Below are 19,700 nucleotides of genomic sequence, written 5' to 3'. Positions count from 1 at the left end.
ATTATATCAGTACTTATTAAAATTAGAATAATTAATTCTTTGGAAATATAAAAAGCTATGCAGCAAACAACACTACATAGCTTTTTAGCACGGGAGGATTTAATTAAACATCTTGTTTATAACTCCAGATATTCTTACTTTAGAACCTTCAAGGAACTCCACCAATTTAAACTTAATTTTTACAGGTATCTCCTCATCAGATGTGGTAATAAGTTTGTACTCTTCCGCAGATAATGATGTTTTTAGATCCTTCTTAACTGAATCAGGAATAGTACCGTGCGTTGCATCAATAAAGCAGAGAGGCGGGAAAAGCACACACCACCAGTTTGCTCCGGTTCCTTCTCCTATAACCACTCTTAATGCTTGATACTCTCCAGCCGGAAGAGCTATATCACCATAAGTCTTTGTAGGAAAGGTGTAGTTCCCTAACGAAGCCTTAACGGAATAATTGCTTTTATTCTTTTTAATTACATCTCTTGAAATATTTTCAATGTTCGATAAGTTCTCATTTATTATTTTTTTTGTTTGATCAATATTTTGTGAAGTTGCAAGTTTATCTTTCATATATTCAATAATTGCATCTCGTACTTTAAGCTTTAGTTCCTGGTCTGCTGCAGAATCACTGTTCGCTATTACATGAAGTCTTACAAGATTCTCTGACAATCCTGCATTTACATCCTCTGCATATGTGTAAGATAGCATCCACAAAGAAAATACTATCAAAATCGCTACTATAATGCATACCTTTAAAATACTTGATTTATTTAGTGACAAACCCTTATTCATTTGATTCCCCTCCATATCCCCAATGTGCCTTTTTTACTATGGCACTAACAGAAATTTTTAAATTACTAAAATTATGTCCCTTGTTCATAATTATAGTAAATAAGTATCTATGAATAATTGTTGACAACTATAAGGTTAATTATGCAAGAAATGAAAAAAAAGCTTCCATAAAAAAACTGCTGCCGATGAATATTTATTCTTCGTGCAGCAGCTTTTTTATCTGTATTTATTTATTTTTATATTCATATGCGGCTCTAATAAAGTCTTTAAACAATGGATGAGGCTTGTTTGGCCTCGACTTGAATTCAGGATGGAACTGAACTCCGATAAACCACGGATGTTCCTTTATTTCAATAGTCTCAACAAGCTTTCCGCTTGGAGACAAACCTGAAAGTGTCATTCCGTTCTTTATAAATATATCGCGATATTCATTATTGAACTCATATCTGTGTCTGTGTCTTTCATATATAAGCTCATCGGCATAAATGCTCTTTATCATTGTGTTTTCAATAATCTTACACGGATAAACACCCAGTCTCATTGTCCCACCCATTTCATCTATATCACGCTGGTCAGGCATAAGGTCAATTACTGGATATGGTGTTTCTCCGAATTCTGAGCTGTTTGCATCATGAAGACCTGCAACATTTCTTGCAAATTCTACAACAGCCATCTGCATACCAAGACAAATACCAAAGAAAGGTATTTTGTTTTCTCTTGCATAAGTTATAGCCTTTATCTTTCCTTCTATTCCTCTATCACCAAAACCGCCGGGAACAAGGATTCCATCTACTCCCTGAAGGAATGTGTTTACATCTCCGTTTTCTATTTCTTCGGAATTAACCCATCTTATGTCTACTTCAACATCATTTCCGATACCACCGTGACGAAGTGATTCAGCTACACTTAAATAAGCATCATGAAGCTCAACATATTTCCCAACCAAACCTATAGTAACAGAACTCTTTGGATTCTTCTGTCTTCTCACCATTTCTTCCCATTCAGTGAGATTTGGTTCTTTACATTCAAGTCCTAACCTCTTGCACACAATCTTGGCAAGTCCTTCTTTTTCCAACATTAATGGAACTTCGTATAGAACCTCTGCATCAAGATTCTGTACAACTGCACCTTCAGGAACATTACAGAACAGACTGAGCTTGTCCTTCATATCCTGAGACAGATACTTTTCAGTTCTGCACACTATTACGTCAGGCTGTATTCCGATACTTCTCAATTCCTTGACACTGTGCTGTGTAGGTTTGGTTTTTAATTCTCCTGATTTCCCCAAATATGGTACTAATGTAACATGTATATACATTACATTTTCTCTTCCAACCTCTGTAGCAACTTGTCTGATTGATTCAAGAAAAGGAAGACTCTCGATATCACCTACTGTTCCTCCTATTTCGGTAATAACGACATCTGTTCTCTCGGATTTTCCAACCCTGTAAATTCTATCTTTTATTTCATTTGTTATGTGTGGAATTACTTGAACCGTACCTCCGAGAAAATCACCTTTTCTCTCTTTACTGATAACTGACCAGTAGATTTTCCCTGTTGTAACATTACTGTTTTTGCTAAGATTTTCGTCAATAAACCTTTCATAATGACCTAAGTCAAGGTCTGTTTCTGCTCCATCTTCAGTTACAAAAACCTCTCCATGCTGATAAGGGCTCATAGTTCCGGGATCAACATTTATATACGGGTCGAATTTTTGGATAGTGACATGTACTCCTCTTGCTTTTAGAAGCCTTCCTAATGATGCTGCTGTTATTCCTTTGCCTAAGCCAGAAACCACACCACCAGTTACGAAGATATACTTTACCGACATTGTTCTGCTCCTCTCAATATGTTCACATAATTACAATATATAGAAATGCATTGTTTAATTAATTATTAATAATAAGACAATACTTATCCATTTTACTCATACTTTTAATATTTTATATTTTGGCAAAACAAAGGTCAATATATTTATTTGAATTACTTAATTTTTTCAAATTAATACTCACTTCAATAATTCAGAAACTGCTCTGGAATATACTGCATCCTGTTTTTGCTTAAGCTCACTTATCTTTGTGTTAAGAAGCTTTTGAGTAGTAAAGTCAAGAATACCTGAACTGCTCAGATTATTACTTTTCTGAAATTTCTTTATAGCCTCTACGGATTTTGCATCAAGTATGTAGTCAGGTGTGTCTATATCATATTTCAGAAGCTTTAATGCACATTCCGCATTTAATACATCATAATAAAGAGTTCCAAGTGTAGGCTTTACTGTTACAGACATAGGCTCCAGCAGATTAACACGTATTCCAAATGGTGTTGACTCCTTTACTTGTATATCAGGTTCAATTCCCTTTAAGTCAATACAATTTCCATTAGGAGTATAATAAAGACCTATAGTCATTTTTGCCCATCCTGACAAATCAGTCATATATGAATCGAAGTCATAGGCATTTGCAGACTTTTTGTCACTGCCTTCATTAAATCTACCATATGCATCATATGACAGAATTGGTAATGATTCCTGAACTTTTGCCTTTCCAAAGGTTTTGCTGCCGATTACCACACCTGCTTTTGTGTCCTTTATTGCCCCTGTTAATATTTCCGCAGCGCTGGCTGTGTTTTCGTTTACCAGCACGGCAAGTTTATATTTTATCTTCTCTAATTTAGAATAAAACTTTTTATCTTCCAAGGTTGAATCTTTATAGTCCAGGGTAGTTATTATCCCTTTTGGTACAAAGTTCTGGGCCACCGCTATGGCCTGGTCAAGATATCCTCCAGGATTATTACGTAAGTCCAAAACAACTGATGTAATTTTTTTACTGTCAAAATAGCTCAATGCTTCTGATACGCCTTTTGATGTATTCTGGCTAAAGGAATCTATAAGAATATATCCTATCTTTCCTCTTATTTCATAATGCACACTTGGCAAATCAACTTGTGCCCTGTACATTTCAAGAGTTATCATATTCTTTATTCCCTGTCTCACTAGCCCCAACTTGACTTTAGTTCCGGCAGTACCTTTAATCTTTGATGCAACCTCTTGCATTTCCTTTCCTTGAACCGATTCACCGTTAACCTGTACTATCCTGTCTCCTGAAAGAACCCCTGCCTTTTTGGCAGGGGAATTTGCAAAAACTTTGTTAATTATCAAATTATTGTTAATTAATTCCATAGAAATACCGACTCCTTCAACTGCTCCTTCAAGAGAGCCATAGAATTTATCGAATTCCTCGGGTGTATAATATTCGGAATACTGATCCAGAGTAGTGAACATACCTTTCAAAGCTCCCTGTAAAAGCTCCTCATCAGTGATATTTCCATTGTACTTCTGTTTTATAAGGTTTATAACGCTTTGCAGATATTCTCCATCTGAAGATTTGCTGTCAGCTGCAAAAGCTGCTGAAGTAAATACTGTCAATGATATGGATATTACAAGAATTATCACCGTAATTCGCTTTAATTTGTTCATTTTTCAATGTCCTCCATACAGGTTTCTTATTTGTAACTTATAATACGCTCCATATATTCTTCGCGTATTCCGCTGTTCATATATTCAATATATACTTTCATAAGTCTAGCCGCATTTGCCTTAGTTATTTTGGCTGTAGGATAAATGTATCCTTTGCTGTCCTCCTGAATCAAGCCTATTTTTTCGGCAACATACATTGGAGCTCTTGCATAACTAGGTATTTTGTCGTTATCCTTGAAGCTTGTAACAGGTGACGGGTTAGGAGCTAGCCCTTTTAGTCCCAATGAATTAATTATCATGGTAACTGCTTCGGCTAAGGTTATTTTTGCATCAGGCCTAAAGTTTCCTCCTGTTGATATAATTCCTCTGTTAGCAGCGTCATTTATACTTGCAAAGTATTTGTTCTTTTCCGGAACATCCTTGAAAAGCAATACCACAGGTGTTTTCTTTTTGCTGGAGCTTGTGGTGGTTTTTGTAGTCTTAGCCTTGAAAACCGGATCTAGAGGTACTGCTGGTGCAACCTTGGTGAAAGCATCAACAAACTCGCCTCTGCTTATATATTCCTGAGGATTAAAGCTGTCTATATCCTTAAATGCTTCAAGACCAAACATTATAGCAATACTCTCTTCAGCAGGATGGCCTTTTATCTTTTTAAGATTCGGCGCAACCAACGGGTCATTAAATGGAAAACTTTCCAGCTTTAGGCTTTTTGTATATGTTACGGTTTTACTTGTAGGTACACCGTTTTTATCCAGTTCTTTTAGATTAGCTGTATATTTTAAGACATTTTCATTGTACTGTGTCTTATAATAGCCACCTTCAAAACTGATTTGCTCAGGTTGATTTTCATAGTATTTCAACTGTTTTGTAGTAGTAGTTGATATGTCTATGTTTGCATTTCCCAATACTATTGAAGCCTGCCCTGCTTTACGGCTGGTAATTGTCTGCTGTATGGTTTGGGTTTCTGCAGTACTCCAGTATTCATCATATCCAAATGTATTACAAGTGGAATCTACTATAATTACGTCTGCACTGTTGCTGCTTCCTACATGGTAAGTCTTTTTACCTATAAGTGTTCCGGCAAAATAGTTAACCGCAGGCTGATAGTCGTTTGTAATGGCCTTTGATATCATATAATCGTTAGGATTGCTTTTTGATATATAATAACTTGTTCCATTGAGCTTGAGAGTTTCCGAAGCACTTGTCAGCTTTGTTGTTTCTGTTTTCTGGCCGTTATCTCTGGGAGTTATTGTGGTAGTCATTACTATGTTTCTCACCAGAGAATTGTTATTTGAGTTTGGTACATTATAATCGTATGTAGTTGTAAGTGTCTGAACACCAGTCTTTGAATCAGTTTTAAGTGCCTTTTTTATAGTCATTGTTCCAGTAAGAACTATGGGGACTCCTGTAAGAAAAAATGGCTCCTGATATTGATAACTGATTTTGCTTGTTGTTGATGTTACTGTAACATTTGGGTTTTCCCCTGAGGATATACCTCCTTCGTAGCCGCTGTCTCCACGGAGTGCGTAGGCAGTTCCGGGAGCTGCCATGCCTATTGTCAAGGCAGCTGATAAAACAAGGCCTGCAGTTTTTGCTAATATGCTGTATTTGTTATTTCTTTGGTAAAGTATGTTCCTCAATTTAATACCCTCCACTCTTTTATCCTGTTATTCCACTATAATAATGTAAGCATCTCCAGTAACTGCATTATCCTTCTTGAGTATCCTTAATGAATCTCCCTTTTTAAGTTCACTGGGATTAATTTTTTTGTTGTTTTTGAGTATCAATGAATTTGGAAGTATTTTAAAATTACTGTCCCCCATAGTTACCCAAAGGTGTGATGAAGTATTGTAATACCGGCAATTTTTCAAAAGGATTGATTGAGGCTCCTGTATAACTGAACCGTCTTCTGCCAAAGTACCACCTGTAGTACCGCTCACTGTACCTTGTATATTATAGTTGCCAAATGGTGCTGTACTTATTTCTACCGCATCTGTTCCATCACTAAGTATATATACCGTCCTTCCCTTAAAGGTATTTTGGGTATTTTCAGCAGTAAAGTCTCCCTGTCCTATTATTCCATCCGTATCCGTAATACGTGTATTGGAGGACAAGCTGAATGTCATTGGTGTATTTGCATAATCCCAATTTGTGCCATTAAGTTTAGAATAAGATTCCAATGTTACCGTCTTGTATTCGTCTATACTGCTGATTCTTCCTCTGTATAACTGAACTGCCTCTGTTCCCGGCCTCTGTTCTATTGAAACTACTCCTGCTACTAAAGTACTACCGCTGCCGGAATTGTCTCTGTTAGCCATAACATAAGCATAGTCGTCTGTTGATACACTGCTTCCCTGAACAAGGCGTCCATCTTTAATAACAATTGTTCCTGGATTATATGTGATATTTACCAAATTCTTTTCAAGTACAAATCTGTTTGTTCCAGTTATGTAAACCTTGTCGTCATATGGTACTTCCTTGTCTGAGCTGTCCATAAAGGAAGCCATAACAGCAAGCTCACCATTACCGTAGTCTTTTTCACTTGCAATATAAACTGTATTATCTTTTAATAGAGAAAGATCTTTTAAATCTCTTTTTTGTCCGTCAAAATACGCCGTAAAACCGTTTCCAAGCTCAATTACCTTTGAACCGTTAGTTTCCTTTATCCAACTTCCGTTTCTGAAAGTCCACGGATCATTCAGGTATATTGTGTTTGATATACTATTATAGTTATCAAAAGTTCCTTTATACACATTAGAAACAAGCTTGTCTCCGCCTTCTATCATGATTTCTTTTAGAACCGTCAGATTTGGGGCTTCGTTTATCAAAAGCTTTACATTATCTCCATCTTTGAGTTGACTGTATTTTACAAGTTTTCCATCTTTTATAATATTTGTGCGGTCAATATTATAGGACTTCTGCTGCTTCTTATCAAATTCTACTATTATAGAACTAAGCTTTTTTGAAATAATCTTTCCATATCTTACAGTGTAGTTTGCAACACTACTTACAGAGGTAACCAGGTTATTTGAATCAACCCTTATAAATACCGTATCCCCTGCTTCAATATCATCAAGTTGAGCTTCTACATGATTTTTATATACCTGAATATCATTTGGGTCCGCATAGTTATATGTTCTAAGTTTTGAAAGTACAAGGGGAGTTTTTCCTGTTCCGTCCTCATTGTAAAGTGTAATATATCCTAACTGCGGGTTGTTTTCCTCAACTATTCCTGCATATAAGCCTTTTTCAACTTCGTCGGGCACCACTTCATTCTTTGCCAGAACGCGGACATAACTTACTATCTGATCTTCCATCCCTGCTATGTATTGTATTTTGTCTCCTGTTTTCAAATCAGCAGAGCTTGTTATTTTACCATTCTTAAATACGGGCAGTTCCGAGCTGTATGATGCCGAAGCAGAACCAGTAAGTTCATTTGTATTTGATACGGGTTTCCTGCTGCTTTTCACCACAGTGATTTCATCCAGAAGTCCCTCGGAATTTCTTAAAGTAATCGTAGTGTATGTAGTGGTGCTTCCGTTGGAATTATCTTTTCCCTGTTGAATACCTGTTACAGTTGCATTCCTTTGTTCAAGGCTTCTAAGAGGTAGTATAATATCTTCCGCATTTTTAAGGATTGCTGCCGCCTGCTGACGTGTAACCAGTCCTGTGGGAAGGAATTTTCCTGAGCCGTTACCGTTCATGATTTTTGCTCTTAACACAGCCTCCAGATAAGGTACATTTTCAGGCTTGCAGCTTTCCCAGTCAGAAAAGTTGTTTAGTAATTCCTGTTGCTGTGGTTCAGGCGGTATCATTAATGCTTTTGCAATCCATGTTGCAAACTCTTGTCTTTGAACGGGAGCACTTCTCTTAAAGTCTGATGCACCAAGATTATTTTGGTTTGCCTGCATTGCATCAGCCAAATCTGTTTCTGATATAAGTCCGTCATTTGCAGCCAGTTGCAAGCTGCCGTCAAAGAGTACATCCTGAGGGTTAGTTTTCTTTACTGTTCTTTCGCTGTTAAGCGCCTGGCCCTGTTCATCTATCTCACGGACTCTGTTTGCAGCGGTATATATTAAATAAAGGGCCATTTCTTTTGAAATATAACCTTTTGGGTTAAATTTTTTACTTCCTGGTGTTATGTAAATTCCCAAGGCACCATTTTGAAATATGGAATTTTTTGAATTATTATCAAGGCCATCTATATCAGTATATTTGAGATTATTTATAATGGCCTGTCCAGTTGATACTGCATTATAAGAATTTATGACCTTCTCATTTGCAGCACTCACAGTAAAGGTCTGAGTAATAAGAGTCATACTCAATACTGTTGCAGCTACCTTTAAAATGATATTTTCTCCCTTTTTATTTTTCAGCTTAAATAGATTCATTTTTCTGACTCCTGTTTTCCAAGTAAGTTATAATATTCATATTAATTATATCGGGTTTTTGCCATATTTTTTTATTAAAGTTTTATTACAACTATAATTTGGTAAAAAATAGCACTATAGTACTATTTTTATGGTACCGATATGAACATGTGAAACTATGTTTGATTTTGTGATTTTGTGGTAAAATCTAGGGTATATTATGTCTTAGTAACTTTATAATGTTACATAAAATATTTTTATCCATAGATTAACAAAGGAGACGGTATAATGAAAATAAAAACTAAACTCGTTTTATCTTTTTCATCAGTACTACTGTTATTTGCTCTAGCTATATTCCTGCTTATGAATTTTATGGTTTCAAAATTGGTTAAAGACCAATATGAGTATAATATAAAATCCAATGCAAATTTAGCTCTGTCATTTCTTAATGAGAAATATCCCGGAGCTTGGAAAGTTTCCGGAGATTCTCTATTAAAAGGGGATCATGTCATTAATGATGATACTCTGTTTGTAGATCACATTAAAGAAAGTACCGGAAACCTGGCAACAATATTCAGAAATGACACCAGAGTATCTACAAACGTACTACAGGAAAATGGAGAAAGAGCTATTGGTACAAAAGCATCTAAGGAGGTTATAGAGCAAGTTCTGGTAAAAGGCAATGTTTATAGTGGTGTTGCCTTGGTTGCAGGAAAAAGTGCATTTACATACTATACTCCCTTAAAGGACGTCAGCGGTAAGGTGATTGGTATGTGGTTTACAGGTATAGACAAATCCGTGGTAGACAAGGAAATTAATAATATTCTTGTTAAAATAGCCACTATTGTATTAATTATACTACTGTTGGGAGCTGCTTTTTCCTATCTCATTGGAAATAATATGTCCAAATCTATCAAAATTATAAACGATTGCCTTAATAAATTCTCAGAAGGTGATTTCAGTGTGTCAGTACCCAAAAAGGTTCTCAAAAATTCAAGCGAAATAGGACATATGGCAAGATCAGCAAATACATTACATGATTCTGTATCAGGAATTATTAAAACTATTATAAGTGAGTCTGGAAACATAGACGATTCTGTTAAAAAGTCCGTTGTAAGTATAACTGATTTGAATTCATCTATAGAAGAAATTTCAGCAACCACTGAAGAATTGTCAGCAGGTATGGAAGAAACCGCTGCGGCTATGGAGGAAATGAATGCAACATCGGCAGATATAGAAACAGCAGTGGAAAATATTGCAACTAAAGCTCAGGAAACCTCCTTCGCAGCTCAAGATATTAGTAAGCGTGCTGAGGAGCTCATGGTTTCCGCTAAAAAGTCAAAGGACTATGCTTATAGTGTATATGAATCAGCAAACAGTGAGCTGACAACAGCTATTGAACATGCACAGTCCATTGAAAAAATCAGAGTATTGTCAGAGTCCATTATGCAGATAACCACTCAAACCAACTTGCTCTCATTGAACGCCGCCATTGAAGCCTCCCGCGCAGGTGAGGCCGGCAGAGGTTTTGCTGTAGTTGCCGATGAAATAAGAAAACTTGCTGAAGATTCCAAAATAGCAGTCAGTGAAATACAAGGTGTGACAAAAGAAGTGTTTTCATCTGTTGAAGATCTCATAACCAGTTCCAAAAACATATTGGCGTTTATAGAAAACACCGTTATTCCAGACTATACAAGCCAAACTGCCGCAAGCGAGCAATACAGTGACGATGCAGGACGTATTGACAATCTGGTTATGGAATTTACTTCTACTTCTCAGGAGCTTTTGGTATCAATTGAAAACATGCTAAAAGCCATTAATGAAGTAACAATTTCTGCTAATGAAAGTGCATCAGGTACAACAAATATTGCTTCCAGAACTTCTGATATGCTAGTCAAGGCTTCCGAAGTAGTAAATCTTTCAGAGGCCTCAAAGAAGTCGACTGAAAGTCTTAGGAAATATATTGCAGGTTTTAAAATTTAATTATTACGCATTTGTTATACTCAAACTCCTCTGTTGCTTTTATGCCAGAGGAGTTTTTTTATAAATTCTTTTATAAATTCTTTTATAAATATCTTTTACAAATAATAGTTTTTTACCTAGAAATTTCTATATGCCTGTTATATAATAATGTACAGGCAGTATAATCATTATATTATCAATATTATATTAATTATAATTCTCGGCTAATATCAAGCCCTAATCTGTCTCAAACTACTGTTTAATATCTAATTATAAGGAGGATGATAAAAGAGGTTCTTTTTTATTTCACAACAACTATTTTATTTTAAAAGGAGGCAAATTTATGTTTAATTTAAGAAAGGCTTTCAAGGGATTTCTAGCTATGTCCCTGGTTGCAGCTTCTGTGCTTGTAATGAGCCCAGCAAGTAACGCTGCAGATACCGTAAAATACGGTGATGTAAATAACGACGGAGTCGTTGATTCAATTGATTATGCAACTGTAAAAGCATACCTTTTGGGTAAAGGTACAATCGCTAACCTCGCAGCTGCTGATACTAACTTTGATAAGACAGTAGATGCCATCGATTTTGCTAATCTTAAAAAGTTCCTTTTAGGAGCTATTACTTTACCAGTGGGAAATCCGCCTATAACTGGAAAGGTTGTTGCTCTGACATTTGATGATGGTCCTGATGTAACACTTACTCCAAAAGTTTTGGATAAACTGGAAAAGTATAATGTTCCCGCTACATTTATGATGATAGGCCAAAAAATCAATGATTCAACAGCACCTGTAATTAAGAGAATAATAAGCTTAGGTTGTGAAATTGGAAACCACTCATGGGCATATGACACTATGAGCGGAATGTCCTATTCTGCTATCAAAAAGTCAGTGGATGATACAACTGCTGCTATTATAAAATATTCAGGAACTACTCCAAAATTCTTCCGTGCACCAAACTTGGCTATAGGAGGCTCAATGTTTGACGCAATCGACCTTACATTTGTTGGCGGTGTAACCTGTAATGACTGGTCTCAGTCAACTACTGCTCAACAGAGAGCAGATGCTATAATAGCAGGTGCAAGAGATGGTGCAATACTCCTTATGCATGATGTTCAACCTTTACCTCACCCAACTCCTGAAGCCCTTGATATTATAATCCCTACGCTTAAAAATCAGGGTTATACCTTTGTTACTTTGAGCGATTTGTTCGAAATAAAGGGTGTTAAATTAAGTCCTACAGATAATAAAATTTATACTTATGTTCCGTAATACATAAGTATACTAAAAAAGCCGGCCCCTTCACTTTCAATTTGAAGGGCCGGCTTTTTTATGTCATTGTTACATTCTCTCAGGAGCATTTATACTAAGCAAATCAAGAACATTTTTTATTACTGTTCTTGTACAGTTAACAAGCACAAGTCTTGCTTTCATAATCTCTTCTTCCTCTCCCCTAACTCTGCATGCATTGTAGAAGCTATGGAAGGTTGAAGCAACCTCGTGAACATATCTTGTAAGTCTGCTTGGTTCAAGAGTTTCAGCTGATATTCTTACTTCGTCTGGATATTCTGAAAGCTTCTTGATAAGTTCAAGTTCTTCTGGCTTATCAAGTAATTCAACTTTTATTTCACTTACAGCAGGAATCTTTATGCCTTCGCTTTCAAGAAGCTTAAACATGCTGCATATTCTGGCATGTGCATACTGTACATAAAAAACAGGGTTTTCATTGGACTCCTTGACAGCCAAATCAAGGTCGAAATCCAAATGACTGCCTGAAGCTTTTGTGTTAAAGAAGAATCTTACTCCGTCTCTTCCTACCTCTTCAACCAAGTCCATAAGTGATATTGACTTACCTGTTCTTTTGGACATCCTTGCAATCTCGCCATTTCTGTATAGTCTTACCAATTGGAACAATACTACATCCAGTTTATCAGGGTCAATCCCCAGTGCAGCCATAGCCGCTTTCATCCTGGCTACATGACCATGGTGGTCAGCACCCCAGAGATTTATTACCCACTCAAAACCTCTCTTTTCAAACTTATTTCTGTGATATGCAATATCCGCGGCAAAATAAGTAGGAATACCGTTATTTCTTACAAGTACCTCATCCTTATCGCTTCCAATTACTGAGCCTTTTAGCCAAAGAGCTCCATCTTTTTCAACGGTGCAATCCTTGTCTTTGAGAAGCTGTATTGTTTCTGCTACCTCACCGCTTTTGTGAAGTGTCTGCTCTGAAAACCACACATCAAAATGTATTCCGTAGCTTTCCAGGCCTTCTCTTATCCTTGCTATATTTCTTGGAAGTGCAAAGTCTACGAATACCTTCTTCCTCTCTTCGGAATCCACATTAATGTATTTATCGCCATGTATAGCAATAAAATCCTTCATATGTTCTATGATGTCTTCACCATGGTATCCGTCCTCTGGGAACTCTATGGCATCCTCACCCTTTATTAGCTGAATATATCTGGCTTCAAGTGAAGTACCGAATTTCTCTATCTGATTTCCGGCATCATTTATTAAGAATTCTCTTGTAACATTATAACCCGCAGCATCCAAAACGCTTGCTATACAGTCTCCAAGTGCTCCTCCTCTGGCATTTCCCATGTGAAGTGGTCCTGTTGGATTCGCACTTACAAACTCAACCATAACCTTTTTACCGTTTCCGATATTGATACGGCCGTAGTTTTCCTTTTCCTGCTCTATTATATTAATTGTTTCATAAAGGTATTTGTTGTCCAGTGTAAAGTTAATAAATCCAGGTCCTGCACATTCAACCTTTATTATATATGTTCCGTTAGTGTTTATGTTTTTTATTATAGTATCAGCTATTTGTCTCGGTGGTTTTTTAGCGGCTTTTGTAATTTGCATTGCCACGTTTGTTGAAAAATCACCATGACCTTTTTCTCTTGGTACTTCAATATTAATATCATTTATTTCCAGAAAAGGAAGCTCACCTGTTTCAACAGACTTGTTTATTGAATTGATAACAGCATCCTTAATTTGCTGGCGTATTTCCGAGTTTATATTTCTCATTTGCAGTTCCTGCCTCCCTGATTAACATATAAAAATCATTTCTTCCTGAACCTTGGTTGTCTATTTCAATCTGATAACCTATTCTGATTTCTCCACCTGCTTCATTTATATTTATATCTACATTATTTGCATAAACCCCTATTGTAAAGCTTCCATACTCAGTATTATAGCTTGAAACATGCTTTTGACCTTTCTGAAAAACAAACTGTGAATTAACCTTTCCAAATCTCATGAGGGTTACAACCCCCTCTCCCACCTTCAATGTAGTGGTAGTCCCTTCCATACCAGTTACTTCACTTTCTTTGTAGGTAATGTAATAATTACCGCCTTTCTGATAGTACTTCCCTTCTGTGATAAGTTCAAGGGTATTGGGGTCATTGTCGTCGCCAATCTGAACACCCTTTACATTTATTATCACATCTTTACTCATTAAGTCTCCTCCTTGAAACCTTTTGTACTTTCAATATAATATACATTTGCGGTAAATTTTTCAACATTTATTTAATCCAGTGTGTTTGTATACTCTCTTCTGGTGTCCTCATATCTCTCGAATGCCAGCTCAATCAATTTGTCAATAAGCTCTGAATAAGGGATACCGCTAGCAGCCCAAAGTTTGGGGTACATACTTATCTGAGTAAAACCCGGTAGAGTATTAATTTCATTTATATAAATTTTCCCTGTGTCTTTATGAACGAAGAAGTCTACTCTGGATAACCCGGCACAATCAAGGCACTTGAAGGCTCTTACCGCATACTCTCTGATTTTTGCTACAGTTTCCTCAGACAGATTTTCCGCAGGAATCACTACTTTTGAGCTGTCACCCACCTGGTATTTTGCCTCATAATCATAGAATTCATTGCAAGGTACTACTTCTCCCACCGTTGATGCTATTGGATTGTCATTACCTAGAACAGCACACTCGATCTCTCTGCCGTCGATAAATTCTTCCACAAGAATTCTCCTGTCATTTTTAGCTGCAATAATCAAGGCCTTTTCAAGACTTTCTCGGTCAGAGGCTTTGTTAACACCAACAGATGAACCAGCATTAGATGGTTTTACAAAGCAGGGATATGTAAGTCTGCCTTCTACCTGAGCTACAACTTCATCCATCTGGTTATATACCTGCTTTCTGTTAAATACAAGATAATCACCTTGAGGAAGGCCTTCCTTTTCAAATATTATCTTTGTATACGCCTTATCCATTCCAATTGCAGCACCTAGTACACCACAGCCTACATACGGAATTCCTGCAAGTTCAAAAAGTCCCTGAATAGTTCCGTCTTCACCGTTACAGCCATGTAGAACCGGAAATACAACATCAATGGGAGCTTTTGCATTGCCAACTATAACCTGCTTTGCTGAATTTATGGTAGTTATGTCAGATGGGGTTTCATTTGCTGAAATATTACTTCCCAGAAGCTTTTTCTGTGCAATGTCCTCCCATTCACCATTTCCTATTTTTTCAACAGGCCCGTCATATTTAAGCCACTGTCCGTTTTTTGTAATTCCTATGATTTCAACATCATATTTTTTCCTGTCTATATTTTCTATTACTGACTGGGCTGATATTCTTGATACTTCATGCTCGGATGATTGCCCGCCAAAAATAATAGCTACTCGTTTCTTTGACATCTGGTTACCCCCAAATATTCTAATTAATTATTAAATTATATTTACTATTTTACTATTTAAGTACCAATAATACAATAATGCCCAGAGAAAGCCCTTTCCATGAATTTTACATAAAGAAAAGTACCTCCATCTATTAATCCTAGATGTACGGTACTTCTTCTGTAATGTATTATGAGTGTTTTGTTTTATTTTTCTTGTCCATTAGCAGTTGACGGTACACTTAAATAGGGTGCCGGATCAACTGATTTACCGTTTTTCAAAACCTGAAAATGAAGGTGCGGTCCGTCTTCACACTCTATCTGAATTGGGTCACCTACAAGTCCAATTATCTCATTGGCTTTGACCTTTAATCCACAGCTTATGTCCTCAAGATTCTGCTTGGACAATCCCGCATATCTGGTTTTCAAGTTATTTGAATGGGTTATCTCAACAGTTATTCCATTGGCATTATCCTCTACCTTTGATATTGTTCCGGCTGCAACTGCTCTAACTTTTGTAAGCTTATCTACCTTGAAATCAATACCGTCATGTGCTCTTATATCTCCCAGAGTTTTTGATTCTGAGAAAGTATTAATATCACGGGTAAAGTCTTTCATAATAGGACCATCTACCGGCCTACAGCTGAACTTAACAATAGCATTTACATTTGCTGAGGTACTTTTACTTTTATCGGTACCTGATTTTGGTGGTGTTGGTGTGGACTTTGCAGTCTCATTTGCCGCCGACTGTGCAGTTTTTGCACCCGTAGTCTGATTTGCTGCTCCAGTCTTGTCCAATTTGCCGGACACTGCTTTTGATGCATCATCCTGACCATCATTAGCAACTTCACCAGGAATTATTTTACCGGTATCCATACCGACATCAGAGTTCATGTTTTGAGTTGTTAATAATATTGCCGTTGCCGCAACAAATATTATACAAACTGCCAAAACTATATAAAGCCCCTTGCCGCTGAAAAATTTAGACAATTTGTTTTTCCAATTATTTTCGTCTGGAATAAGTTTCTTCATATTGTATATTCCACCTCCATTAAATATTGTTTCCTATATTGTAAACAATATACATGGATATAATGGTGGATTTAATTTTTCCTCGATAAGTCCAGCTTTGTAATCTCAACACCTTTATAATAGTACTTCAAAATCTCCTTATATGTACTTCCCTTCTGAGCCATATAGTCTGCACCACACTGGCTCATACCCACTCCGTGACCATAACCGTATGTTGTAATGGATATTTTACCTCCAGCTATTCTTTTTAATTTAAAGTTGGTAGACTTTAGATTGAACATTTTACGAAAATCAGTTCCCTTTATTTTTACGTTGCCTATATTCATACTTAATACTCTATTCCCTGAAGAATATCCATTTATTTTAATATTTTCAAGTAGATTCTTGCCACTAATTTTAATCTTAGGATTATTTTTTTTCAAGGTATTTATCATTTCAGATTCCGACAACACAATAGTACTTTCATACTCCTTAAACTTATCCTCACCCATGCTTTTAACTCCCTTAAGGTATGGCTCACTTGTCCCACTCCAAACATCCTCCACATTCTCTGTGTGCCCTCCACTATTGGAATGGAATAGCGGGTTTATAAGTACTTTGTTATATTCGATAACCTGACCTTCTGTTTCATTAACCGCCTCGGTTATCTTATTCCAGTATTTAAAAGAAGATAGTAGTCCCCAATTTTTCATGGCCTGTTCCTTGCTTAACCACGCTTGACAATGTGTATGGTCAGTGCATACATCTGCATCATCATGTACACCCCTTGAACCATACAGCTTGGCCGCCCTTCCCAGTGCATATGTTCTGGCAGCCACAGCCTGTGCCTTTAAGGCCTCTATATCAAACTCAGCAGGCATTTCCGCTGCTAAAACACCCTTAATATAGTCCTCCAAGTACATCTTCACGGTTTTTTTTTGAGTATGTATGTAAACATTTATAGTAATTTCATTTTCTTGTTTTTCAGTACCGGTATTTGACTTTATTTTGTCCGGAACCTGTATTGGGCCTTCCTCTTTACCATTCATCTTGATAATCCCAAAAGGAACCAATACAACAATAATAGCCATTAATAATATATAGCTGATAACTTTTTTCATTTTAACCACCCATGTCCCAATGTACCTGTTCAAAATACGGACACTTTACAGTGCCATTGATTATATATATTCATAAAAAGATTTTTTATGAACTGGCATAATTATATATTAACATGCAAAAAACGAGCTTACCATATTAGCAAACCCGCTTTTAAATATATATTTTTATGTTTTTATTACCCTCTAATCCTCAACTCTTTCTATTTTCGCTCCAAGAGATCTCAGCTTTTCTGCAAATCCTGAATATCCTCTGTCTATGTGCTGTATTTCGCCTATTTCGGTTGCGCCCTCTGCTGCAAGGCCCGCCAGCACCAAAGCCGCGCCTGCTCTCAAGTCCGTTGCTTTTACACATGCTCCCGTAAGGCATGATTTTCCTTCAATTACGGCGGTTCTTCCATCAATCTTTATGTTTGCACCCATTCGCTTTAATTCACTTACGTGCATAAACCTGTTCTCAAATATAGTTTCAATTACCATACTTGTACCGGGAATACGTGAAAGCATTGATGTGATTTGAGCCTGCATATCAGTTGGAAATCCGGGATATGGCAGTGTTTTAACATCTATTGGTTTTAATTCTCCCGTACTTCTTACTGTTATTGCAGACAATTCCTCTGAAATTTCCAGTCCTGTTTCCTTTAGTTTTGCAACTACTGGTTTTAGGTGGTCTGGAACCACATTTTCAATTCTTACTTCACCGTTTGTAATTGCAGCAGCTATCATAAATGTACCTGCCTCAATACGGTCTGGAATGACAGTATGTCTACACCCCTTTAAACTCTTAACACCCTCTATTCTTATTGTATCTGTTCCTGCACCGATAACATTGGCACCCATTTCGTTGAGATAGCTGGCCAAGTCAACTATCTCTGGTTCATTGGCAGCATTCTCTATTGTTGTCTGACCTTCAGCCATTACGGCTGCCATCATAATGTTTTCTGTAGCACCTACACTGGGAAAATCTAGATATATCTTGTTTCCCACCAGACTTTTATTTCTTCTGGCTTCTATATAGCCGTGCCCCTGAGTTATTTCTGCTCCCAAGGCAGCAAAGCCTTTTAGGTGTAAATCAACAGGCCTTGAGCCTATGGGACATCCTCCCGGCAAAGCAACTCTCACATAGCCTGTTCTGGCAAGCATGGGCCCCATTACCAAAAAAGATGCTCTAAGCTTGTTTACCAGCTCATATGGAGCAGTTGCATTTGTTATTTCCCCAGTCTCAAAAGATATGGTTGTGGAGTCGGATTGCTTTTGAACATCTGTCCCCAGACACCTTAATAAATCACACATTACCCTTACATCATTCAAGTCAGGAACTTCTTCTATTATGCTTTTTGAATCACTTAGCAGGGACGCCGCTATAATTGGAAGAACTGCATTTTTTGCACCGTCTACTTTTACACTGCCTCTCAAAGGCACACCTTCACTGATTACATATTTAGCCAATTGAGCTCTTCCTTTCGTATTTTATTATTTTATCTTTTGTTTAATACTCTGCATTGACTACAGGTGTTGCCACCCATAAATATGTCCTGTTTTCTAGTTTGTTGTACCTAAAAGCTATTCCAAGATTTACATTTTTACCGCCAATTCTTAACTTATCTCCTATTAAAGGTGAAAAAGCTGATACACTGATTTCGTTTTGTTGTCTGAAGCTATCAATCTTTTTAGCTGAACTTTCATTAAGTATTTTTCTACATATATTTTCTAATTGCTCGTCTTTGAGATTACCTTCATATGTTCCGGTAATGCAAGAGTTTATTTCTGCTTTGAGTTTATGTCTTTTAAATACATCTTCGATTTTTTCCCTAAGCAGTAATGCTTTTCCATCTCCGGCCTCAGTTGCATCTATAGTTATATATTTGTCTCTATTACCTGACTTATTCCCAACAATACTTGCCATTGCAGATATTTTAACTCCATCCTTTGTTGTTCCTTGCATATCTGTTTTTGCCAGATAATCAGAACTAGTTGTATTCTTTGAGTACTTGGAAATTTCCAGAGTTTTGAATACATCCTCACATACTTTTGATAACTCACTTACAGTCTTATATTTGTCCGATGCCCTGGCGAAAAAATATACATCGTTAACTAACATTTTAGCGCCGGAGTAATTAAAAGCATCCTTAATAGAAATCTGTCCTTCATTAATGTTGTTTTTTTCCGTTATGTAATATGCAGTACCAATAATAGCTCCAACTAATAAAACAGCCACAAAAATAAAAGAAAACTTTCTCATATATACTCACCTTATAATAATTAAATTTCCTTGCCGATTTTGTCCGAATTTAATCAAAATCAGTTCAAGATAATAAAATTATTACCTTTTTG

At 36.7% G+C, this 19,700-nt stretch carries 14 protein-coding genes; 2 read left to right on the top strand and 12 right to left on the bottom strand.

The annotated features are described in order from the left end of the window. Positions 1-99: 99 nt before the first annotated feature. From spoIIR to K412_RS0110015, 5 genes are all read right to left on the bottom strand, one after another. The gene (gene spoIIR / locus K412_RS0110035) at positions 100-786 is read right to left on the bottom strand and encodes a stage II sporulation protein R (protein WP_024832988.1); all 687 of its coding nucleotides are present in this window, start codon (positions 784-786) and stop codon (positions 100-102) included. Positions 787-1,012: 226 nt separating this feature from the next. Beyond that, on the bottom strand, positions 1,013-2,617 hold the full coding sequence (locus tag K412_RS0110030; protein WP_024832987.1) for a CTP synthase: 1,605 nt from the start codon (positions 2,615-2,617) through the stop codon (positions 1,013-1,015). 177 nt (positions 2,618-2,794) lie between these two features. Further along, entirely contained in the window at positions 2,795-4,261 is a 1,467-nt protein-coding gene (locus K412_RS0110025; protein ID WP_024832986.1) for a S41 family peptidase, read from the bottom strand. 26 nt (positions 4,262-4,287) lie between these two features. Further along, positions 4,288-5,901 carry an S-layer homology domain-containing protein gene (locus K412_RS0110020; protein WP_024832985.1) on the bottom strand — a complete coding sequence of 538 codons (1,614 nt, stop codon included), beginning with the start codon at positions 5,899-5,901 and terminating at the stop codon, positions 4,288-4,290. A gap of 27 nt (positions 5,902-5,928) precedes the next feature. Next, positions 5,929-8,652 (bottom strand): S-layer homology domain-containing protein, encoded by a 2,724-nt coding sequence (locus tag K412_RS0110015; RefSeq protein WP_024832984.1) that lies wholly within the window; start codon positions 8,650-8,652, stop codon positions 5,929-5,931. A 267-nt stretch (positions 8,653-8,919) separates the two neighbouring features. On the opposite strand from K412_RS0110015, the gene K412_RS0110010 reads away from it, so the two are divergent. Together K412_RS0110010 and K412_RS0110005 are read left to right on the top strand one after the other, a co-directional pair. Further along, positions 8,920-10,614, top strand: coding sequence for a methyl-accepting chemotaxis protein (locus K412_RS0110010; RefSeq protein ID WP_024832983.1), 1,695 nt, complete (start codon positions 8,920-8,922; stop codon positions 10,612-10,614). Between the two features lie 322 nt (positions 10,615-10,936). Further along, a complete protein-coding gene (locus K412_RS0110005; RefSeq protein ID WP_024832982.1) occupies positions 10,937-11,863 on the top strand; it encodes a polysaccharide deacetylase family protein in 927 nt (308 codons plus the stop codon). 69 nt (positions 11,864-11,932) lie between these two features. On the opposite strand, the gene argS is transcribed toward K412_RS0110005, so the two are convergent. The 7 genes from argS to K412_RS0109970 form a co-directional block, all read right to left on the bottom strand. Then, a complete protein-coding gene (argS, locus tag K412_RS0110000; RefSeq protein ID WP_024832981.1) occupies positions 11,933-13,627 on the bottom strand; it encodes an arginine--tRNA ligase in 1,695 nt (564 codons plus the stop codon). After that, positions 13,590-14,057 (bottom strand): YwiB family protein, encoded by a 468-nt coding sequence (locus K412_RS0109995; RefSeq protein WP_024832980.1) that lies wholly within the window; start codon positions 14,055-14,057, stop codon positions 13,590-13,592. The genes argS and K412_RS0109995 overlap by 38 nt, the downstream gene beginning before the upstream one ends. A gap of 71 nt (positions 14,058-14,128) precedes the next feature. Further along, positions 14,129-15,259 (bottom strand): D-alanine--D-alanine ligase family protein, encoded by a 1,131-nt coding sequence (locus K412_RS0109990; RefSeq protein ID WP_024832979.1) that lies wholly within the window; start codon positions 15,257-15,259, stop codon positions 14,129-14,131. A 185-nt stretch (positions 15,260-15,444) separates the two neighbouring features. Then, a complete protein-coding gene (locus K412_RS0109985) occupies positions 15,445-16,269 on the bottom strand; it encodes a M23 family metallopeptidase (RefSeq protein WP_024832978.1) in 825 nt (274 codons plus the stop codon). Positions 16,270-16,340: 71 nt separating this feature from the next. Then, positions 16,341-17,369, bottom strand: a complete 1,029-nt coding sequence (gene spoIID / locus K412_RS0109980) for a stage II sporulation protein D (RefSeq protein WP_024832977.1) — start codon at positions 17,367-17,369, stop codon at positions 16,341-16,343. 183 nt (positions 17,370-17,552) lie between these two features. Next, on the bottom strand, positions 17,553-18,815 hold the full coding sequence (gene murA, locus K412_RS0109975; RefSeq protein ID WP_024832976.1) for a UDP-N-acetylglucosamine 1-carboxyvinyltransferase: 1,263 nt from the start codon (positions 18,813-18,815) through the stop codon (positions 17,553-17,555). Between the two features lie 40 nt (positions 18,816-18,855). Next, on the bottom strand, positions 18,856-19,608 hold the full coding sequence (locus K412_RS0109970; RefSeq protein ID WP_024832975.1) for a YwmB family TATA-box binding protein: 753 nt from the start codon (positions 19,606-19,608) through the stop codon (positions 18,856-18,858). Positions 19,609-19,700: the final 92 nt, after the last annotated feature.

The organism is Ruminiclostridium josui JCM 17888 (assembly GCF_000526495.1).
GTDB classification, from domain to species: Bacteria; Bacillota; Clostridia; order Acetivibrionales; family DSM-1351; genus Ruminiclostridium; species Ruminiclostridium josui.
Note: the sequence above shows the minus strand (reverse complement) of the source record. Positions and strands in the feature narration are given on the sequence as shown.

Excerpts from the sequence above, each read along its gene's own strand:
- K412_RS0110015 (WP_024832984.1), bottom strand. The coding sequence starts at position 8,652 with ATGAATCTATTTAAGCTGAAAAATAAAAAGGGAGAAAATATCATTTTA.
- K412_RS0110025 (WP_024832986.1), bottom strand. The coding sequence starts at position 4,261 with ATGAACAAATTAAAGCGAATTACGGTGATAATTCTTGTAATATCCATA.
- K412_RS0109995 (WP_024832980.1), bottom strand. The coding sequence starts at position 14,057 with ATGAGTAAAGATGTGATAATAAATGTAAAGGGTGTTCAGATTGGCGAC.
- K412_RS0109970 (WP_024832975.1), bottom strand. The coding sequence starts at position 19,608 with ATGAGAAAGTTTTCTTTTATTTTTGTGGCTGTTTTATTAGTTGGAGCT.
- K412_RS0110005 (WP_024832982.1), top strand. The coding sequence starts at position 10,937 with ATGTTTAATTTAAGAAAGGCTTTCAAGGGATTTCTAGCTATGTCCCTG.
- K412_RS0109990 (WP_024832979.1), bottom strand. The coding sequence starts at position 15,259 with ATGTCAAAGAAACGAGTAGCTATTATTTTTGGCGGGCAATCATCCGAG.
- spoIIR (WP_024832988.1), bottom strand. The coding sequence starts at position 786 with ATGAATAAGGGTTTGTCACTAAATAAATCAAGTATTTTAAAGGTATGC.
- K412_RS0109985 (WP_024832978.1), bottom strand. The coding sequence starts at position 16,269 with ATGAAGAAACTTATTCCAGACGAAAATAATTGGAAAAACAAATTGTCT.
- spoIID (WP_024832977.1), bottom strand. The coding sequence starts at position 17,369 with ATGAAAAAAGTTATCAGCTATATATTATTAATGGCTATTATTGTTGTA.
- K412_RS0110010 (WP_024832983.1), top strand. The coding sequence starts at position 8,920 with ATGAAAATAAAAACTAAACTCGTTTTATCTTTTTCATCAGTACTACTG.
- argS (WP_024832981.1), bottom strand. The coding sequence starts at position 13,627 with ATGAGAAATATAAACTCGGAAATACGCCAGCAAATTAAGGATGCTGTT.
- K412_RS0110030 (WP_024832987.1), bottom strand. The coding sequence starts at position 2,617 with ATGTCGGTAAAGTATATCTTCGTAACTGGTGGTGTGGTTTCTGGCTTA.